This is a genomic window from Candidatus Allofournierella merdipullorum, from assembly GCF_048426865.1.
Taxonomy (GTDB): Bacteria; Bacillota; Clostridia; order Oscillospirales; family Ruminococcaceae; genus Allofournierella_A; species Allofournierella_A merdipullorum.
In genome coordinates, this window is the sequence record NZ_DBFNWJ010000031.1 from 19,365 (window position 1) to 34,867 (window position 15,503).

Consider the following 15,503-nt stretch of genomic DNA (forward strand, 5'->3'; position numbering starts at 1 on the left):
AAACCCTTTGCGGCGTTTGCGCTCACTGTTGAAGGGGCTTCCAGCGCAGATACAGCGTGTGCATGCACAGCCAGTGGAACTTCCAGTAAAACCACCGCCGCTCGGTCAGGCGGTTCTGGTCCAGCGCCATGGCCAGCCAGGTCCAGCGGAGCCGCAGCGGAAGATACCGGCATTCAAACAGGCGGTTTTCCTTGAAAAAGGCCATCAGCCGGGCGTATTCCGGGCTCTGGTAAAAAAGAGCCGCGCTTTTTTTTCGCTGCGCCGGCGGCGTGCAGAAAAGGCCGTACAAAACGGTGTTCAGGTATTCCATCACGGGCAGCTGCAGTTGCGCGGGCTGTGCGTGATACAAATGCAGGCAGTCCTGGAGAAAACGGTCGAACATCTGGTAGTGAGCCGGCTGGAGCTGATTGTTGGTGTTCTTGCTCAAGCTGGCCATGTTGCCGACTTCGTAATAATACAGCGGGAGCGTGATGAACAGCAGCTGCCCGCCGGGAGCATCGGATACGAAGAGGCGCAGGTATTCGTTCATGAAGGGCCGGTCCTCATAACAGCGCAGCGATGTGTCAAACCGCAGCTGCGCCCGCTCCACCAGATCCCGGCGCAGCAGCTTGCCCCATGGGGTGGGGAAAGGCGCGTCCGCACAGAATCGGCCGATGTCCCGGACGGGGTAGGTGCGGAGGGCGCTGCAATCCGGCGTTTTAGCGAGGGACTCAAAGGTAAACGCCGCGGAAAAGAAGACGAGATCCTGCGGGTTTTTCTGCTGCACCTCCCGGACCAGTTCAAGGGTGCAGGGGGCAATGGCGTCATCGGAATCCACAAACAGCAGCCAGGGCGCGCGGGCGGCGTCCAGCCCGGTGTTGCGGGCGGCGGAAGCGCCGGCGTTGGTCTGATGGATCGCCCGGAAGCGGCCGTCTTTTGCGGCGTATTCATCGCAGATGGCGGCACTGTCGTCGGTGGAGCCGTCGTCGATCAGGATGCACTCAAAATCCGGAAAAGACTGGGCGGCGATGCTGTCCAGACAGCGGTGCAGATACTTCCCGGCGTTGTATACGGGAACGATGATGCTGACGAAAGGAACCATAAAACACTCCTTTGCGGCGGTGCGGCGGACGGCGCGCGGCCCTGAAAAAGGTCACCGGCACCAGTTTCCGCCAAGCAGGTAGTAGAAAAGCCAATAGGCTCTCTCGTAGGAACGCCGCCCCTCCTGCTCGGCCCGGATGAGGAAGCGGGCAAGGGCGGGGCTGTGCCATCGAAAGGGCAGATAAAAGGGGCTGAAAGAGCGCCCCGCTTTCAATCCGTCCAGCAGCTCGGCGACCCCGGGCATATGAAGCAGTTTGCGCCCTCTGACGCCGCTTTCAAACAAAAGCCCGTAAGCCAGAGTGTGAAGGGCATGCTGATAGAACGCAGCCATGTCCTGCGGCGTACAGTGGTAAAGCGCTGTGCAGTCACGGGAGAACCGGGTGAACAGATCAAGTTCCACCTCGAAATACCGCTCGTAATGCACGTCCTTTTTGGAGACGCTCATGTCGTTTTCATCGCTCCAATAGTAGAGCGGAGCGCGAAGCAGGTGCACGGCAAAACCGGGCCGCAGTTTGGCAAGCCGGGCAAGGTAATCGTACACAAAGGGAAGATCCTCGTGCCCGTTGTGCACCGAGGTGTCAAACCGCAGGGGAGCGGGGCCTTCCAGAACATTGCGCTCGAACAGTTTGTTCCACACCGGCGGAAGCATGAAGGTGCAGTAAAGGGTACCGAACTGCTTTTGAGAAAAAAGCGTTTCACCCTCGGGCAGCGGCGCGGAAAATTCGCCCGGATCTCTGGTGTACAGCCACATGACCAGATCCTCCGGCGCGCGCTCATGGTGGGCGAGGGCGGTGGCGATGGTCTCGGGATGGATGCGGTCATCCTGGTCGCAGAAGAGAACGAATTCACCCCTGGCCGCATCAAGACCCGCGTTGCGGGCACTGCACACGCCTCCGTTGGGTTTGTGGATCGTCCGGAACCGCGGGTCCCGACGGGATATCCCGTCGCAGACGGCTCCTGAGCCGTCTGACGATCCGTCGTCCACTAAAATGCATTCAAAGTCCGGGCAGGTCTGCGCCGCGATGCTCTCAATGCAGGCGGGCAGAAATTTTTCGCAGTTATACACCGGCACGATGATACTGACTTTTGTAAGCAAGGAAATCCTTCCTTTCTGAAATCTTGAAGGCGGTCAGTCAGGAACGTAAAATCTTTCGGTAACCCAGGCAGTAGACCAGAGAATACAAATCGGGGCGCATTTCGTGCATCCGAAACCACCATTTTACGCCACCCGCCCAGCGGAGCTGCAGAAAAAGCAAGTAGACATTATGTACATGGTAGCGACGATGCCACCGAAGGATATCGGTCAATTCCGGAACACGCCATAAAGCAACGATCTCCCGGTGAGGATGGGGAAGATTGCAAAGCCCGTAGGCGATGCTGTTCAATGCGGCGTTCGACACAGTGAGAACGTCCTTGGGCGGGTAGTTCTCAAAGGAACCGAAAATGTCTCTTGCTTGCGCATAAAGTTCCAGCTGCTGCGTGCAATAACTTGAAAAATCCCGTGTGTAGGACGCGCCGGTGGTGTGGGTAATGCTGTCGGTGTTGCTTCGATTGTAGTAATACAGCGGAAGATTGAGCTGACAAATGTTTTTGTCAGAGCTGGACGCAAAAAGGACTTTCCAAAACGCAGTAAAAAAAACGTAGTCTTCAACGTATCCTGCGCTGGGATCAAACCAGAGATTATGTTGCAGAATGGTCTCACGAGGATACAGCTTATTGGTGGCGGAGTTGAACAGTGTGCGGTTGGCAAAATAGCGCAAAAGATCTCTTTGGCCATAGACAGTGGCGGGAATGACGTCGGGAATAACAAGATTTGCCCAGTCCGACTGGTTCTCGGTGAAGGTCCAGGTGATCAGAGAATTCGGGCGGTGGGCCTGCTCCTTCAGCACAAGTTCCAGCAACCGGGGATGGATGGCATCATCTGAATCAAGGAAAACATAATACTCGCCCCGGGCCACCTCCATGCCTGAGTTCCGCGCCCGGCTCAGACCCCCATTCTCCCGGTGCACCACCCGGAACCGCTCGTCCTGGCGGGCGGCCTCGTCGCAGATGGCGCCGCAGCCATCGGGGCTGCCGTCGTCCACCAGGATGCATTCCCAGTCGGTGAAGGTCTGGGCCCGCACACTCTCGATGCAGGCGGGCAGATACTGTTCAACTTTGTAGACGGGGATCACAATGGTCACTTTCGGGGCCATGACGTCTCACTCCTCAACGGTTTTTCCAACCCTTCAGCGCGGCCAGAAGGGTGCGGTAATAGCTTGCGGGGGCGTAGCGCCCGGCGGCTTCGCGGCCGGCTTTCGCCATGGCGGCGGCCCGGGCGGGGTCGGCTTTCAGGGCCAGAATGGCTTCTGCGATGGTCTTTTCCAGCGGCGGCGCGTCCGGCACGGGCACGAGCCGCTCGTTTTCAAACCTTTCGCTCCGGGGCAGGATGACCGCTCCGCTGCCCGCCAGATACTCCGGCAGGCCGCCGGAATCGGTGGCGATGACCGGGCAGCCGCAGGCCATGGCCTCGATGGCGGTGATACCCGCCGGCTCCTGCCACAGGGCGGGGAAACAGGCGGTGTTTGCCATGCGGTAATAGGCGGGCAGCTGGGGGTTCGGCACAAAGCCGGCGAACTTCACCCGCTGGCCCAGCGCCTCGGCCTGTTTCTGCAGCCCGTCGGCGTAGTCTGAGCGCTCCTGCGCCCCGAAGAAGGGGCTGCCCGCCACCAGCAGCTTCACACTGGCGTCGGGGATGCCCGCCATCGCCGCCAGCAGCTGATGCACGCCCTTTTCCGGGCAGGTACGCCCGCAGAACAGCACCACGAAATCCGTGGGGCTAAAACCGAACTTCTCCCGCAAAGCCGCGGCTTCGCCTTCCTGCCCTTCGGGGCAGAAGAGGTCAAGGTCGGCGCAGTTGGGCAAAAGGGCGGCGCTTTCGGATCCTTCGCCGCTGCCTTCCAGCCATTTGCCGCGCACAAATTCGCTGATGCACAAAGCGCGGCTGTAAATTTCGTCCAGAGCGGCGCTGCCCGCCGTTTCTCCGTGCAGGTGGGCGGCAAAGCGGCCCCGGCCCAAGGCCCGGCTGGCCTGCCGCCAGCCGGTGAGGTCGCCGCCCTCGCCCAGGTACCAGTCGGCGTCCAGCCGCTTCAAAAAGGGCAGAGACGCCGCGTACCAGCGGTTCCAGTGGATGGGCTTGCCCAAAAGGGCGGAAAAACGCACCTTCAGCCGGTGGCCGAGGGTCTGCACCGGGGGCGTCTGATAATAAAACAATGTGTCCGCAAAGCAGGCGGACTCGCTGGCGGCCGTCTCGTCCCACTGGCAGAGCACCGCCAGTTCCATCTCTTTGAACCAGGCGTTCTGGCGGGCCAGATGCTCCGCCAGGGTCTCCACCGCGCCGCCTTTCACGGCGGGCACCGGCAGGCCGGGGGGCAGCAGCAGCGCCACCCGCATCTTGCCGTTTTTGGGGGGCAGGGGCAGCGCCCGTCTGGCCCACCGGCGGCAGCTCAATTTCTCCCGGACGGAAAGGCCGGGGCAGGCGTTCAAAAGGGGTAGCAGGGTGGCCATCTGGGCCTGGGCCTCCTGCCAGCGGGCGGCCAGCGGCCAGGTGAGGGTGGTCTCCTCGCACTGGGCGCAGAGGGCCAGATACCGCCGCCAGGCTCCCGGCAGGGCCAGCGCCGCCAGATCGGGGCGGTCGTGGGCGGTGAAAAAGCGGCAGCGGGCCGCCGCCGCGTCCACTCCGTCAAAGGCGGAGGGGCGCAGCCCGGTGCGGCAGATGCTGCCCTGGCGCAGCCGGTAGAAATAGAGCACGTCGGAAATGCAAACGACCTTTTCCGCCTGCCAGAACAGCAGGTGGGCCACCGCGTCGTCCTCGTGGATGCGCCCTTCGGGGTAGCGCAGGTCTTGCCACAATTCCCGGCGGTAGAGTTTGTTCCAGGCCACGGTGTAGCAGGTGGAGGCGGGGCCGAAGAATTTGGCCAGCAGCTCCCGGCCGCCGAACACTCCCGCCTCTTCCGGCACGGTGAGCACCCGCTCCTTCAGCGGCGCGCCCGCCTCGTCCACGTCTTCCACGGCGCAGAGGGCCATGTCCGCGCCGGACTCTTCCAGAGCGGCGTGCAGCTTTTCCAGATAGTCCGCCGCCACCAGATCGTCGGAGTCCACAAAGGCGATGGCTTCGCCCTGGGCAATGTCCAGCCCGGAATTGCGGGCGGCGGAAAGGCCGCCGTTCTGCCGGTGGATGACCTTCACCCGGCTGTCCCGGGCGGCATAGCCGTCGCAGAGGGCGCCGCAGCCGTCGGGGCTGCCGTCGTCCACAAAAATCAGCTCAAAGTCGGTGAAGGTTTGGCTCAGCAGGCTCTCGGCGCAGGCGGGCAGGCAGTCCTCTACCTTATAGACCGGCACGATGACGCTGATGGCCGGGCGCTTTGCTTCGCTCATTCGCCCGCCTCCTTCTCCTTGTGCAGCGCGCCTCGGGCCGCCGCCAGCCGGTAGCAGCCTTCGGGGCTTAAAACGAACAGCACCGCCCGCAGCTTTTCCCCGGCGGGCACATAGGGGCAGTTCAGAATGGCGGAAAGCAGCCCGTTCAGCTTTTTCTTGTGCTTTGCAAAGCCCGCCTTCAGCTCCGGCGAGAGGGGCCCGGCCTTGCGGGCGTGGACGTAGAAGAGATAGAACACCTGCCAGTAGCGGGCCACCGCCCGGCGGTACAGGTCCGCCCGGTCGCCTCTTTTGGCGAAGAAGTCCACCCAGGAGCCGTACAGACGCAAATCGTCCAGCTTTTTCACCGAGAAAGCGGCGCTGGTCATGTTGCCGGTGCGCACCCGGTAGAGGTACAGCGGTTTGTTGGTGGCCACGATGCGCCGGCCGTCGTAAATTTTGTCCATGATGTTGGCGTCGTCGCCGAAGAACATGGTCTCGTCGTGGCGCACGCCCTCGAAAAGCCGGGCGTCGTAGAGCTTGTTCCAGGTGACCATGCAGTACATGCCGCCGTCCCGCAGAACGTCGTAGAACTGGTTCAGCGCGTCCCCTTCGCCCAGCAGGTCCTCGGCCGCGGTCACGCCACGGCCCAGGCGGTTGCCCTCCTCGTCGATGCACTCCGCGCCGCAGGCCGCCAGCGGGCAGCCGCTCTCCTGCACCATGTTGTAGAGGGTCTCCAGAAAGTCCGGCTCCAGCAGATCGTCGGAGTCCACATAGCTGATGTAGCGGCCCGTCGCCGCGTCCAGACCCGCGTTGGCGGCGCTGGCAGGGCCGCCGTTGGGCTTGTGGACAACGCGGATGCGCCCGTCGGTCTTTGCCAGTTCGTCGCACAGCTCGCCGCAGCCGTTGGGGCTTCCGTCCTCCACCAGAATGAGCTCAAAGTCGGTGAAGGTCTGGGCGAGGATGCTCTTCACGGTGACGGGCAGGTAGTCTTTCGCGTCGTAGACGGTGGTGATGATGCTGATGGTGGGCATGAAAACGCCTCCTGAAACGGGTTATTTCGCGCCCCGCAGCCGCAGGGGCAGGCAGGCAAGGGCAGGGCTTTTGCGGCGGGCCGCAAGGCGGAGATAGGTGCCGTAAAGGCCGGGGATGCCCGCGAGCCCTTTGAGCAGCGCGGGGTACCAGACCTCATTTTCAAACAGGGCCGTCAGCGCCGCCTTCCGCTTTTCCAGCGGGTAGGCCTTGGTGCGGTCCAAAAGCAGGGTGTAAAAACTCACCGCGTCGTGGGGGCGCTGGCTGTCGATGAGGGGCGTGGCCAGCTCCGGGCGGCCGGCGGCGGTGACAAAGGCCTCCATCTGATCCAGCACCCGCTGGCTGGTGACCAGATTGTCCAGCGTGGCGGCGTGGGTCAGGGTGGAAGGATGCACCCAGTATTCGTAAAAACTCTCCCCCAGATGCACCATCTGGCCGATGTGGGGCCAGAAGGCGAAGTTGAAGGCGATGTCCTCTCCGGTGCGCAGGCCCTCGTCAAAGGAAAGTCCCGCCTGGCGCACCGCCTCCAGTTTGTAGGCCTTGTTGCACAGCGAGAAGAACTGGTTCGCCTGGTAGTAGCCCACAAAGTGCTCCCAGAAGCCCTCAAGGCCGCACTGGAAAGCGGGGTAGACCGCCGGGGTGCTCTTTTCACCCTCCCGCCACTCAAAGCCGTAGCTGACAAGGTCGGGGGAGGAGGCGGCGGACCGGGCAATGGCAGAAAAGGCGCCGGGTTTCAGAATATCGTCCGCGTCCACGAAGGTGAGGTAGCGCCCGGTGGCGGCGGCAAGGCCGGCGTTGCGGGCGGCAGCGGCGCCCCGGTTGGGCTGGCTCAGCAGCTTCACCCGGTCGTCCTTGAGGGAAAATTCGCCGCAAAGGGCGGAAGAGCCGTCGGTGGAGCCGTCGTCCACCAAGATCAATTCAAAATAGGGGTAGTTCTGCGCCAGAACGCTCTCCACCGCCGCCGAAAGATATTTTTCGGCGTTGTGGACGGGCATCACGCAGCTGATGACAGCGGGCATGTTGTAAAATAAGCCTCCTTGAAGAAATTCAGCTCCCGGCGCGTAAAGTACGCACAAGGGCCAGCGCCCCGGCAAGGCGCAGCCGCACGCACACCCCGTAGACAAGGCGGGCGGGGCCGGTGTAGCAGCGCTGCACCCAGTCAGCCACCGCGTCGCGGCAGTGGGCGGGCGCCAGCAGACGGGCGAACAGGCGGCGGCACTGGCCGAAGGGCAGCGTCCCCTTGCGCCCCAGCAGCATGGCGCATTGGGCGGCGGCAACGCCTCCCTGGCGCTTCAAAAGCACCTGGCGGGTCTCCTCTTCCGACGCGCCGAAACGGGCCAGAAAAGCCGCCACCGCCGGGCGGGTGTACTCCTCCGCGTCCAGCAGATCGGTGCGCAGCCGGCGGGAGAGGCTGCCCTCCGCCCGGTTGTCGCAAACGTAATAGGCCGCGGGGATAAAGTAGGCCGGGCCGCAGTGTTCCAGCGCTGAAAGGCAGAAGAGCAGATCCTCGTTGACCTTCAGCGCCTCGTCAAAACGCACGCCGTCAAGGGCGGCGCGGCGGAAAATCTTGTTGTAGAGCGCGGCGAACAGGCCGGTGTCCACCAGATAGTAGGCGAAGTTCCCGGCAAGCTGTGCCAGCGAGTCCATCCGCCCGGCGGGCAGCGTCTCGTTCACCTCGCCCAAAAGGGTGTCCACCCCGAAAAAGCAGACGTCCGCCCCCGCTTCCAACGGCGGCAGGGCCGCGTCGTACAGCCCGGGGTTCACCCAGTCGTCCGCGTCCACGAACTGGACGTAGCGCCCGGTGGCGGCGGCAAGGCCGGCGTTGCGGGCGGCGGAGGCCCCACCGTTTTTCTGGTGGATGACCCGCACGCGGGCGTCCTTTGCCGCCAATTCATCGCACAGGGCGGGGGAGGAATCGGCGGAGCCGTCGTCCACCAAAATCAGCTCGGTGGCCGCGGGGGCCTGGCCGAGAACGCTGGCCGCGCAGTGTTCCAGCGTGGCGGCGGCGTTGTACACCGGCACGATGACGCTCAGCAGCACTTCGCTCATGACCGGGCCTCCTTTTTGCCGAAAAATTTGTTCCACACAAGGCCGCAGCACCGGCCGGCGAAATAGAAGGGCAGGGCCAGCTTCGCGGCGGCGGGCAGGCGGCCCATCTCTTTCAGGAAGGGGCCGAGGCCGCCGTATTTGACCCGGTCGATGAGGGGGTAGAAGGTGCCCGCCAGAAGGCAGCGGGTGAAGGGATAGCGGCTGCCGAAGTAGGCTTTGCTGGCCAGCACCACGTCCAGGAAATCGGCGTATTTCTTCACGGCGCTGGCCCGGGTGTTGTAGTTCTGGTGGGCCGCGTCGCCGCCGGACACCCGGTAGGCGCTCATGGCCTCGTCCATCACGAACACCCGCCCGCCGTCCAGATACAGCATGCACAACGCGAAATCCGCGATGCTGCGGTTGGCGGTGACATAGGCCTCCCGGGCGGGGTCGGGGGTGCGGAAGATGTTGCGCACCATGCAGGCGGTGCAGGAGTAGGTGACCCCACGCAGGAAAAGGGACATGGTGGCGTCGGCGTTCAGGATGCGCTTATCGTCGGGCAGGGTGCCCCAGGTGCGGCCGGTGTCGTCGGTGAGCAGCAGGGTGTGGCTCACCGCCAGATACTCCGGGTGGGCGCGGAGGAAATCCGCCTGCTTTTGCAGCTTTGATTCGTCCCGCCACCAGTCGTCCCCTTCCAGCGTGCAGACGAACTCGCCCTTTGCGGCGCAAAGCCCCTCGTACCAGTTGCGGCTGATGCCCACGTTTTTGTCCCGCAGGTTCAGCCGGATGCGCCCGGGGTATTTGGCGGCATACTCCTGAAGAATGGCGCGGGTGCCGTCGGTGCCGCAGTCCTCGGTGATATAAATTTCAAAGTCAAAATCCGTTTTCTGGTCCAGCACGCTGTCGATGGCCTGACGGATGTAGTGTTCCTGATTGTAGGTGGTGATGACAACGGTCACCAACGGGGCCATGGGGTCCACTTCCTTTTCGTTGAATCAGCCGCCGGGGCAAAGGCGGCGGTAAAGTTCCAGCAGGGCGTCGGCCACGGCCTTCGGGTCATGGACGGCCAGCGCCCGGGTGCGGGCGGCGGCGGCCTTTTCCTCCGCCTTGGCCGGGTCGGCCCAGAGGGCGGCCACCGCATCGGCCAGCGCGCCGGGGGCGTCGGGGTCGAACAGCTCGCCTTCTTTTTCGCTCATCATGCTGGGCACGCCTCCCACCGCCGCGGCGGCGCAGGGCACCCCGGTGAGCATGGCTTCGCCCAGGGAGTTGGGGCTGTTTTCAACGCTGGAGCACAGCAGATAGGTCTCCGCCAGCAAAAACTGCTGGCGCATTCCCTCGGCGCTCAAAACGCCGGTGTAGTGGATGCGGTCGCTGACCTTCAGCCGGCGGGCAAGGCCGTCCAGATAACCGGGGTACTCCGCCAGCCAGTGAATAAAGGGCCGCAACAGGGGGCCTTTGTCCGGCGGGGGCCAGCCCGCCACATAGAGCTGGACGTCCGGCCAGCGCTGCGCCAGCGCGGGCAGCGCTTCGATGGCCCGGTGCAGCCCCTTCAGGGGCACGTTGCCCTGGCTCACGAACAGGCGGTGGGGCTGGGCATTTTGCCGCTGCCAGCCGCCGGCGTAGAACTCGGAGCGCATAATTTCCGGCAGATGATGGTATTCGGCGCCGGGGGCATAGCGGGCGCAGTAGGCCTTGTCCCAGTCGGTGCGGCCCAGAATGTGCCGCGCTTTGGCAAGCACCGCACGCTCCCGCACGCCCCGGTCCAGAAAACGCTGGCAGTGGCCCCGCACGGTCAGACCGCCGGTGCGCTTTGCCAGCGCCTCTTTCAGCGGCTGGCGGCGCAGAAAACGGGGCGGCAGGCCGTCGGCCATGTGCTCGCCGCAAGGCCCGGCCAGGCCCTGGATGTACACCAGCACCTTCTCCGGGTCGAACAGTTCCAGTACCCAGGGGGCGTGGTCGTTCTCGGTGCCGAACAGTTGGATGAGGTCCGGCTGCTGGGCCGCCAGCGTCTCGGCCAGCGCCGCCCGGTCGGCAGCGGGCAGGCCGATGTAGCGGGTGCCGTCGATCTCCTCACGGCAGGGCGCGGTGAGGGCAGGGGAAAAGCAGCATATCGTCAGGTCCATGGCCCCGGCGGGCAGCGCCGCCTGCAGGCTGCCGGCCCAGCTTCCGCTGGCCTGCGCCGAAAGGCCCAGCCGCCGGGCAAAGGCGGGGGACAGAAAATCCAGGATCCACATTACTTTCACGGGCATTCCCTCCGCTGTTTTTGTTTGGCCGCCCGGGCCATACTTATACAGATTAGAGTATAGCAAAAAAGCACGTTTATTGCAACAAAACGGGGGCGGGGGCGCGGCGTTGCAAAGCCCCGGCGGGCTGTGGTACAATAAGCCCAAAGCACACCGCCCGCACGCCGGGCAAAAAGGAGGACACGCCATGGGCGAAACGGCGATTTTGATCGCGGCCCACAAGGCTTTTGACCCGCCCGCGCTGGAGGGCTATCTGCCGGTGCAGGTGGGCGCGGCGCTGGCGGCGCAGGACCTGGGCTTTCAGCGGGACGACGAAGGGGAGAACATCTCCGAAAAGAACCCCCAGTACTGCGAGCTCACCGGCCATTACTGGGCCTGGAAGAACCTGCCGGGCCCGGAAACGATGGGCCTTGTGCACTACCGGCGGTACTTCGTGCACGACATGTACGCCGCCGACGTGAAGAGCCAGATCCTCACCGCCGCCGAGGCGGAAAAGCTGCTGGAGCACTACGACATCATCCTGCCAAAACCCGTCTACAAGCTGGCCTGCAACGGCATTTTGTTCCACGACCGGCCGAAAGAGGTGCAGAACCGGCCCATGGTCCTGCTGGAGGAACTGATGCGCCGCCGCTGCCCGGAGTATATGCCCTCCTTTGAAAAGTTCGCCTACGGCCGGCGGGCCAGCTTCGGCAACATGCTCATCGCAAAGCGGGAGGTGTTCTGTGCCTACAGCGCCTGGATGTTCCCGCTGCTGGAGGAGTTCGAGCGGCTGGGCGCCGAGCAGGGCGTGCTGGCCCCCCGTATGTGCGGGTTCATCTCGGAGTATCTGCTCTGCATCTGGGCGGATCACAACTTCCCGCCGGAGAAGATCCTGTTCATGGACGTGGCCAACACCGAGGACGACCGCCGGGCCCTTGCCTACCGGATGCGCAAAGTGCTGGTGAAGCTGGGCCTGCTGGAGCCGGTGAGCAAGGCCGCCTTCGCCGTGTATTACAAACTCAAAGGCTGCTGACAAAAAAGGACGTTCGGAACATTCGAACGTCCTTTTTTCATATGCCTTTTTTGCGCAGCACCCGGTCGTAGACCGGGCGGCCCGGCCGCGGGTCCTCCACTTCTTCCAAAAGGCCCTTTTGCACCAGTGCCTCGATGCGCTTTGCGGCAAAGCCGTCGCTGACGCCGGGGCGCAGGGTGGCCAGCAGTTTCCCGATGGCCTGGGCCTCCCGGAACTGGTCCGGCTGGGCGCGCAGCGCCTCCAGCACGAAGCCGTCGTAAAAATCCTCGGGCACGCTCGCCACCCGCCCGTTCACCACCGCCCGCAGAGGGGCGTTCCGGGCCTGCAGCATCGCCCACTCCCCGGCCAGCGCGTTCAGCACCGGGGCGGGCAGAGGCTCCGGGTCGGCCAGCGCGGCCCAGTGGTGGGGCTCCACTTCGCCCCAGCCGTCGTACTGCACTGCCGTGCCGTCCGCCCGTGCTTCAAATTCCGGCAGCCGCACCCGCTCTACCTTCAGCTTGTCAAAACCCAGGGGCCGCAGCCAGGCCGCCAGAAAACGGATACCGCAGGCGGCGTCTGCCCCGGGGCTTTGCCATACCCGCACCGTTTCGCCGCTCCCCGCACGGCGGCGCAGGGTTTCCAGCGCGTGGCGGCTTTCCTCCAACATTTTTTCGGCAAATTCCTCGTTTTCAGCGGGGCTCATGGCCCAAAGACCGGCCAGCTCTTTTTGGCGCTTTTCGCCCGGCTCGGCTTCGGAAATGTCCCCCACGCTCAACGCCAGGGGCAGGCAGAGAACGTCGGCGGGCGTACCTTCCATGGGCAAGGCTCCGGCGGCCTGCTGCTTCTGGCGGGCGGCCTCCCGCTTTGCGGCAAGGCGGCTCAGCGGCCCGCCTGTGCCGCCAATGACGGCCACCGCCGCCGCGCCCCCCGGGCCGGACAGCGCTACCTGCAGACTGCCTTTTTCGGAGGCGGAAAAGACCACATGCACCATGCTTTTGCCTCCCTTACCAGCGCACCACCGCGTGGAGCAGCGACCACACCGCCCACACAAGGCCTGCGGCCACCAGCACCGCCACGCCCGCGATCAGGCCGATGCTCCACTGGCCGATGAGGTAGGCGTTTTGGCCCAGCAGCTGGGGCCCGAAGCACAGGCCCATCCAGATGGCCCAAAGTGCCCAGGCGCCTTTGGGGCCAAAACGCTGAATGAGCGCCCCGAAGCAGAGCCCCAGCGCCAGCGCCGCCGCCCACAGCAGCGGGTACCACCACCAGGCCAGCACAAAGCTCTCGATTTGAAGCAGGGCGGCCTGCACGGGCTGGCTGCCCTCGGGCACGGGCATGTTCAGACCCAGCTTCCAGCCCTCAAACCCGGCCAGTTTCGCCCAAAGACCGGGCAGCAGAAGGCGTTCCGCCAGCGCCAAAAGGCCGGCCAGGCCCATGACGAAGGCCCCTTCCAAGGCCAGCAGCGCGACCACCAGCCCCAGGCTCTGCCGCCGGGTGCGGCCGAAGCGCAGGGCGGTGTCGAACATCACGGTCGAATTGGTGAAGCTCATGATAAACAGGGAGAACGCCCCCACGATGGGCAGCACGATGCCCGCCAGGAAGATGCCGGTGTCCGGCTTTGCAATGGTCATCACGCAGAGGATGACTGCCTCGCCCAGCAGGAACAGCCCGCCCGCGATCGCCGCATAAAGGGAGAAATCGCCGGCGTTCATCTTTAAAAACTTTTTAAACATGGCGTTGTCACCTCACCACATAGCCCTTGAGATAGCGATACAAAAACACATCCGCGACCACGGCGGCCAGACCCAGCACCAGCGGCAGCAGCCAGGGCAAATCGCCCCACATGCTGCCGGAGAAGGAGCCGCCGGTGATGACCAGCCAGAAAATGCCCACGATCATGAGCAGCATGGCCAGAATGAGGACCATGCTCCCGAGAAGGCGGCTGCGGGCCATCATCACGCCACTGAGCACTCCGAATACCGTGGCAGCGGCGCCCGCCGCCAGAAAGGCGGGGCCCGAGTTCAGCATCAGCACCGCTGCCGCCCCCTCCCGGGGCCAGCCGAACCACACCGGCACGGAGGAAAAGAGGGCCGAGATGACCCAGCCGCCCACGGCGTAGATCACCAGCACCCCCTGCAGCGCGCCGAACAGGGCTTTGCGGGTGGCTCCGAAATTCAGAGCCAGGGTGAGGGTGCTTGTCATGGAAAAGGCCATCATGAACAGAATGAACAGCGACAGGGCAGGGAAGCCGTCGAAATAGGTGGAAAAAAGGTTCGTGTTCCCCGAGGGCACGTCGGTGACGAAGGCTCCGCCCACGATGACCGCCGCCACGGCGGCGAAGATGCCAAGATTGATCAACGAAAAGCGCAGAAGGAACCGGAAACAGCGTGTCATGCCGCCACCTCCCTCATTCCACCGGCTCGTGGCCGCACAGCGCCACGAACACGTTCTGCAGGTTCAGAGGCGAAACGTCCACGTCGCCCGCGCCGGCGAGGTCGGCGACCCGGCGGCCGGCAGTGTCCCGCACAGCGGCGGTCTTGCGGCGGCCCATGGTGCGCTGGTGCACCACCGTCATCCCTTCGCACACCCGGTCCACTTCCTCGGCGGCGCCGGACACATAACGGAACTGGTCCACCAGCTCCTCCGTCTCCTCGTTTTCAATGATGCGGCCGTCGTCCAGAATGAGCACCCGCTCAAACACCGCCGCCGCCTCCTCAATGATGTGGGTGGAGATGATGAAGGTGCGGTTCGTGCGGGCGTAGTCATCCAGCAAAAGCTGGTAAAAACGCTCCCGGGCCACCACGTCCAGACCCGCCACCGGCTCGTCCAGAATGGTGACGGGCGCATTGCTGGCCAGGGCGATGAGGATGGTCACCATGGAAAGCTGGCCCTTGGAGAGCTGGCACACCCGCTTTTTCTCTTCCAGCCCGAACTCCTTTATCAGCCGCCGGGCGTATTCCTCGTCCCACCGGGGGTAGAAGGTGGCCCCCGCCTGCAGGTAGTGGCGCACTTTCAGGTTGTTCTGGCCGTAGAACAGGGTGGGCTGCAGCTCGCGGGAAAAGCACAGGTCCGCCAGGGCTTTGGGGTTCTCCCACACCGGCTCGCCGTCATAGGTCACTTCGCCCGCGTTGTGGGTGTTCTGGGCGGTGAGAATGCCCAGCAGCGTCGTTTTGCCCGCACCGTTGCGCCCGATGAGCCCGTAGATCTTGCCCGGCTCGATGGTGATGTCCAGGTTTTTCAGCACCTGTTTGTCCTTGTAGGATTTGCACAGGCCCTTCGCCTGCAATACTCCGCTCGTCATGCCTTCTCTCCTCCTTCGTGTTCGATGGCCTCTTTCACCATCGCCAGCAGTTCTTCTTTGCCAAGGCCCAGGGACTTCGCCTCCCGCAGAAGAGGCAGCACATACTCCTCGCCCAGGGCCTTTCGGCGCTTTTCCTTCACCGCGGCCGTCGCGCCGGGGGCAACGAACATGCCGATGCCCCGCCGCTTGTAGAGCGCGCCCTCCGCCACCAGCAGGTTGATGCCCTTGGCTGCCGTGGCCGGGTTGATGTTGTATTCCCGGGCCAGCTCGTTGGTGGAGGGCACCTGTTCCTCCTCCCGGTAAACGCCCCGGAGAATGTCATCCTCCAGCATCTGGGCGATCTGCAGATAGATCAGCGCCTGGTCGTTCAAACTCCCATGCACCCGGTTCACCTCCGCTCGTTGTTCATTGGTTCATTACTTATGTAACTAACCAT

General features: G+C 63.9%; 15 protein-coding genes. 1 reads left to right on the forward strand and 14 read right to left on the reverse strand.

What is annotated here, in order from left to right; genetic code table 11:
* Nucleotides 1-22: 22 nt before the first annotated feature.
* Genes ACMNAY_RS05040 through ACMNAY_RS05080 form a run of 9 tightly spaced genes read right to left on the reverse strand, consistent with a single transcriptional unit; the run spans nucleotide 23 to nucleotide 10,766 of the window.
* Complete coding sequence (locus tag ACMNAY_RS05040; RefSeq protein WP_418718625.1) at nucleotides 23-1,081, reverse strand: glycosyltransferase family 2 protein; 1,059 nt, start codon at nucleotides 1,079-1,081, stop codon at nucleotides 23-25.
* A 51-nt stretch (nucleotides 1,082-1,132) separates the two neighbouring features.
* Nucleotides 1,133-2,176, reverse strand: a complete 1,044-nt coding sequence (locus ACMNAY_RS05045; protein WP_418718626.1) for a glycosyltransferase family 2 protein — start codon at nucleotides 2,174-2,176, stop codon at nucleotides 1,133-1,135.
* A gap of 37 nt (nucleotides 2,177-2,213) precedes the next feature.
* Complete coding sequence (locus ACMNAY_RS05050) at nucleotides 2,214-3,275, reverse strand: glycosyltransferase family 2 protein (RefSeq protein ID WP_418718627.1); 1,062 nt, start codon at nucleotides 3,273-3,275, stop codon at nucleotides 2,214-2,216.
* 13 nt (nucleotides 3,276-3,288) lie between these two features.
* Nucleotides 3,289-5,496, reverse strand: a complete 2,208-nt coding sequence (locus tag ACMNAY_RS05055) for a glycosyltransferase (RefSeq protein ID WP_418718628.1) — start codon at nucleotides 5,494-5,496, stop codon at nucleotides 3,289-3,291.
* Nucleotides 5,493-6,506 (reverse strand): glycosyltransferase family 2 protein, encoded by a 1,014-nt coding sequence (locus tag ACMNAY_RS05060; protein ID WP_418718629.1) that lies wholly within the window; start codon nucleotides 6,504-6,506, stop codon nucleotides 5,493-5,495. Before ACMNAY_RS05060 ends, ACMNAY_RS05055 begins: the two co-directional genes overlap by 4 nt.
* Nucleotides 6,507-6,527: 21 nt before the next feature.
* Nucleotides 6,528-7,523 (reverse strand): glycosyltransferase family 2 protein, encoded by a 996-nt coding sequence (locus tag ACMNAY_RS05065; protein ID WP_418718630.1) that lies wholly within the window; start codon nucleotides 7,521-7,523, stop codon nucleotides 6,528-6,530.
* A 28-nt stretch (nucleotides 7,524-7,551) separates the two neighbouring features.
* Nucleotides 7,552-8,553 carry a glycosyltransferase family 2 protein gene (locus ACMNAY_RS05070; protein ID WP_418718631.1) on the reverse strand — a complete coding sequence of 334 codons (1,002 nt, stop codon included), beginning with the start codon at nucleotides 8,551-8,553 and terminating at the stop codon, nucleotides 7,552-7,554.
* Nucleotides 8,550-9,503 (reverse strand): glycosyltransferase family 2 protein, encoded by a 954-nt coding sequence (locus ACMNAY_RS05075; RefSeq protein ID WP_418718632.1) that lies wholly within the window; start codon nucleotides 9,501-9,503, stop codon nucleotides 8,550-8,552. Before ACMNAY_RS05075 ends, ACMNAY_RS05070 begins: the two co-directional genes overlap by 4 nt.
* A 24-nt stretch (nucleotides 9,504-9,527) precedes the next feature.
* Nucleotides 9,528-10,766, reverse strand: a complete 1,239-nt coding sequence (locus ACMNAY_RS05080) for a glycosyltransferase family 4 protein (RefSeq protein ID WP_418718678.1) — start codon at nucleotides 10,764-10,766, stop codon at nucleotides 9,528-9,530.
* 196 nt (nucleotides 10,767-10,962) lie between these two features.
* On the opposite strand from ACMNAY_RS05080, the gene ACMNAY_RS05085 reads away from it, so the two are divergent.
* A complete protein-coding gene (locus tag ACMNAY_RS05085; protein WP_418718633.1) occupies nucleotides 10,963-11,787 on the forward strand; it encodes a DUF4422 domain-containing protein in 825 nt (274 codons plus the stop codon).
* A gap of 37 nt (nucleotides 11,788-11,824) precedes the next feature.
* Here ACMNAY_RS05085 and ACMNAY_RS05090 read toward each other — a convergent pair whose 3' ends face one another.
* The 5 genes from ACMNAY_RS05090 to ACMNAY_RS05110 are packed head-to-tail and all read right to left on the reverse strand — an operon-like array spanning nucleotide 11,825 to nucleotide 15,450.
* Nucleotides 11,825-12,757: a DUF3658 domain-containing protein gene (locus tag ACMNAY_RS05090; protein ID WP_418718634.1), complete on the reverse strand. Its 933-nt coding sequence runs from the start codon at nucleotides 12,755-12,757 to the stop codon at nucleotides 11,825-11,827.
* A gap of 13 nt (nucleotides 12,758-12,770) precedes the next feature.
* Nucleotides 12,771-13,499: a hypothetical protein gene (locus ACMNAY_RS05095; protein ID WP_394975590.1), complete on the reverse strand. Its 729-nt coding sequence runs from the start codon at nucleotides 13,497-13,499 to the stop codon at nucleotides 12,771-12,773.
* A gap of 7 nt (nucleotides 13,500-13,506) precedes the next feature.
* Entirely contained in the window at nucleotides 13,507-14,160 is a 654-nt protein-coding gene (locus ACMNAY_RS05100; RefSeq protein WP_394966938.1) for a hypothetical protein, read from the reverse strand.
* Nucleotides 14,161-14,173: 13 nt separating this feature from the next.
* Nucleotides 14,174-15,067 carry an ATP-binding cassette domain-containing protein gene (locus tag ACMNAY_RS05105; protein ID WP_418718635.1) on the reverse strand — a complete coding sequence of 298 codons (894 nt, stop codon included), beginning with the start codon at nucleotides 15,065-15,067 and terminating at the stop codon, nucleotides 14,174-14,176.
* Complete coding sequence (locus ACMNAY_RS05110; protein ID WP_418718636.1) at nucleotides 15,064-15,450, reverse strand: GntR family transcriptional regulator; 387 nt, start codon at nucleotides 15,448-15,450, stop codon at nucleotides 15,064-15,066. Before ACMNAY_RS05110 ends, ACMNAY_RS05105 begins: the two co-directional genes overlap by 4 nt.
* Nucleotides 15,451-15,503: the final 53 nt, after the last annotated feature.

Excerpts from the sequence above, each read along its gene's own strand:
- ACMNAY_RS05070 (WP_418718631.1), bottom strand. The coding sequence starts at position 8,553 with ATGAGCGAAGTGCTGCTGAGCGTCATCGTGCCGGTGTACAACGCCGCC.
- ACMNAY_RS05055 (WP_418718628.1), bottom strand. The coding sequence starts at position 5,496 with ATGAGCGAAGCAAAGCGCCCGGCCATCAGCGTCATCGTGCCGGTCTAT.
- ACMNAY_RS05100 (WP_394966938.1), bottom strand. The coding sequence starts at position 14,160 with ATGACACGCTGTTTCCGGTTCCTTCTGCGCTTTTCGTTGATCAATCTT.
- ACMNAY_RS05080 (WP_418718678.1), bottom strand. The coding sequence starts at position 10,766 with ATGTGGATCCTGGATTTTCTGTCCCCCGCCTTTGCCCGGCGGCTGGGC.
- ACMNAY_RS05065 (WP_418718630.1), bottom strand. The coding sequence starts at position 7,523 with ATGCCCGCTGTCATCAGCTGCGTGATGCCCGTCCACAACGCCGAAAAA.
- ACMNAY_RS05040 (WP_418718625.1), bottom strand. The coding sequence starts at position 1,081 with ATGGTTCCTTTCGTCAGCATCATCGTTCCCGTATACAACGCCGGGAAG.
- ACMNAY_RS05105 (WP_418718635.1), bottom strand. The coding sequence starts at position 15,067 with ATGACGAGCGGAGTATTGCAGGCGAAGGGCCTGTGCAAATCCTACAAG.
- ACMNAY_RS05075 (WP_418718632.1), bottom strand. The coding sequence starts at position 9,503 with ATGGCCCCGTTGGTGACCGTTGTCATCACCACCTACAATCAGGAACAC.
- ACMNAY_RS05095 (WP_394975590.1), bottom strand. The coding sequence starts at position 13,499 with ATGTTTAAAAAGTTTTTAAAGATGAACGCCGGCGATTTCTCCCTTTAT.
- ACMNAY_RS05085 (WP_418718633.1), top strand. The coding sequence starts at position 10,963 with ATGGGCGAAACGGCGATTTTGATCGCGGCCCACAAGGCTTTTGACCCG.
- ACMNAY_RS05060 (WP_418718629.1), bottom strand. The coding sequence starts at position 6,506 with ATGCCCACCATCAGCATCATCACCACCGTCTACGACGCGAAAGACTAC.
- ACMNAY_RS05090 (WP_418718634.1), bottom strand. The coding sequence starts at position 12,757 with ATGGTGCATGTGGTCTTTTCCGCCTCCGAAAAAGGCAGTCTGCAGGTA.
- ACMNAY_RS05050 (WP_418718627.1), bottom strand. The coding sequence starts at position 3,275 with ATGGCCCCGAAAGTGACCATTGTGATCCCCGTCTACAAAGTTGAACAG.